This window comes from Pseudomonas sp. P5_A2_2 (assembly GCF_054177685.1).
In genome coordinates this window covers 1-1467 of record NZ_JBGCUL010001068.1, presented here as the reverse complement: position 1 = coordinate 1467, position 1467 = coordinate 1, and the positions used below count along the sequence as shown (strand labels likewise).

3 protein-coding genes are annotated in these 1467 nt (G+C 56.2%); all 3 read left to right on the top strand.

The features are described 5' to 3' along the window. On the top strand, positions 1-612 hold a 612-nt coding region (locus ACXRVY_RS28850), incomplete at its 5' end, for a (Fe-S)-binding protein (protein ID WP_458238935.1). 102 nt (positions 613-714) lie between these two features. After that, a complete protein-coding gene (locus ACXRVY_RS28845; RefSeq protein ID WP_458238934.1) occupies positions 715-1107 on the top strand; it encodes a YkvA family protein in 393 nt (130 codons plus the stop codon). Between the two features lie 131 nt (positions 1108-1238). Beyond that, positions 1239-1467: metal-sensing transcriptional repressor (locus tag ACXRVY_RS28840; RefSeq protein ID WP_458238933.1), on the top strand; the 229-nt coding region annotated here is incomplete at its 3' end.

The window sequence follows — 1467 nt, the reverse complement described above, 5'->3', positions numbered from 1 at the left end:
CATCAGTTGGGGTATCGGGTGTTTCTGGCGCCCTATAGCGCCAACGGCAAGCCTTTGCACGTACAGGGATTCCTCGGCGCCTTCGCCAAGGCGGCGATCCGCAATGGCAATCAGCTCAAGGCGCTCGCCGACTGCGGCGTACCGCTGGTGGGACTGGACCCGGCGATGACGCTGGTCTACCGCCAGGAATATCAAAAAGTACCAGGACTCGACGATTGCCCGAAGGTCTTGCTGCCTCAGGAATGGCTGTCCGATGCGTTGCCGGAAAACCCGCATCCCGCGACCGGAACCTTCCGTTTGTTGGCGCACTGCACCGAGAAAACCAATGTCCCGGCCAGCACTTCGCAATGGGAAGCCGTTTTTGCCCGGCTCGGGCTCAAGCTGACGACTGAGGCGACCGGCTGCTGCGGCATGTCCGGAACCTTCGGCCATGAAGCTCGTAACCAGGGCAGCTCACGAACCATTTTTGAGCAATCCTGGTCCGGCAAGCTGGAAAAAGAGAGCGAGGCGCTGGCAACGGGATACTCCTGTCGCAGTCAGGTGAAACGCTTTGCCAACGTGCAATTGCGCCATCCATTGGAGGTTGTGTTAGAGCGTATGCTCGCGAAGTGAAGAGGAACGCCATGCCAGACCGTCGCTATTCGACCCATAGCAGCCAATCACCCAAGGCGCTACGCTCGCAGGCACGCTCCTTCAGGTACTGACAATTACGATATGAAACGCATACTTGATCGTTTACGTGGCTGGGCCAGAAAGCTAAAACGACAAACCATGGTTCTCTGGTTTTGCTATCAGCATCCGCRAACACCCTGGTTACCCAAATGGATTGCGGTTTTTGTCGTGGCGTATGCGCTGAGTCCAATCGACCTCATTCCTGATTTCATTCCAGTGCTTGGATACCTGGACGACGTGATCATTTTGCCGCTTGGCATTCTGCTCGCTATTCGGTTGATGCCGGCGCAGGTGCTCGAGGACTGTCAGCTCAAAGCGAGTGAGTGGGAGCAAAGCCATGTGAAGCGGCCAGCGAACAGGTTTGCTGCAGTGATCGTAGTATTAGTCTGGCTCGTTGCTGCGGGTATTTTGGGGGCTTACTTCCTCAGGGCGTGAAGCCGCCTGTCGCAGTAGCCAGAAATTGATCGCCCGGATTAATACCCATGTGCAGACGGATACTGAATTGCTTGCATCCCCCATGGGGGGGATAAGACTCGTGTTATTCATGAATCGTGAAGACTCAAATGATGAGTGAGCTCGAACACAACCATCCCCACACCCACCACACCCACCAAAGTCACGAAGCGATCATCAAGCGTCTCAAGCGGGCGGACGGCCACTTACGCGGCATCATCACCATGATCGAAGAGGGGCGTCAGTGCGTGGACATCGCCCAGCAGCTGCATGCTGTTGAAAAAGCGGTGTGCCAAGCCAAGCGCACGCTCATTCAGGATCGCATCGATCACTGTCTGGAAG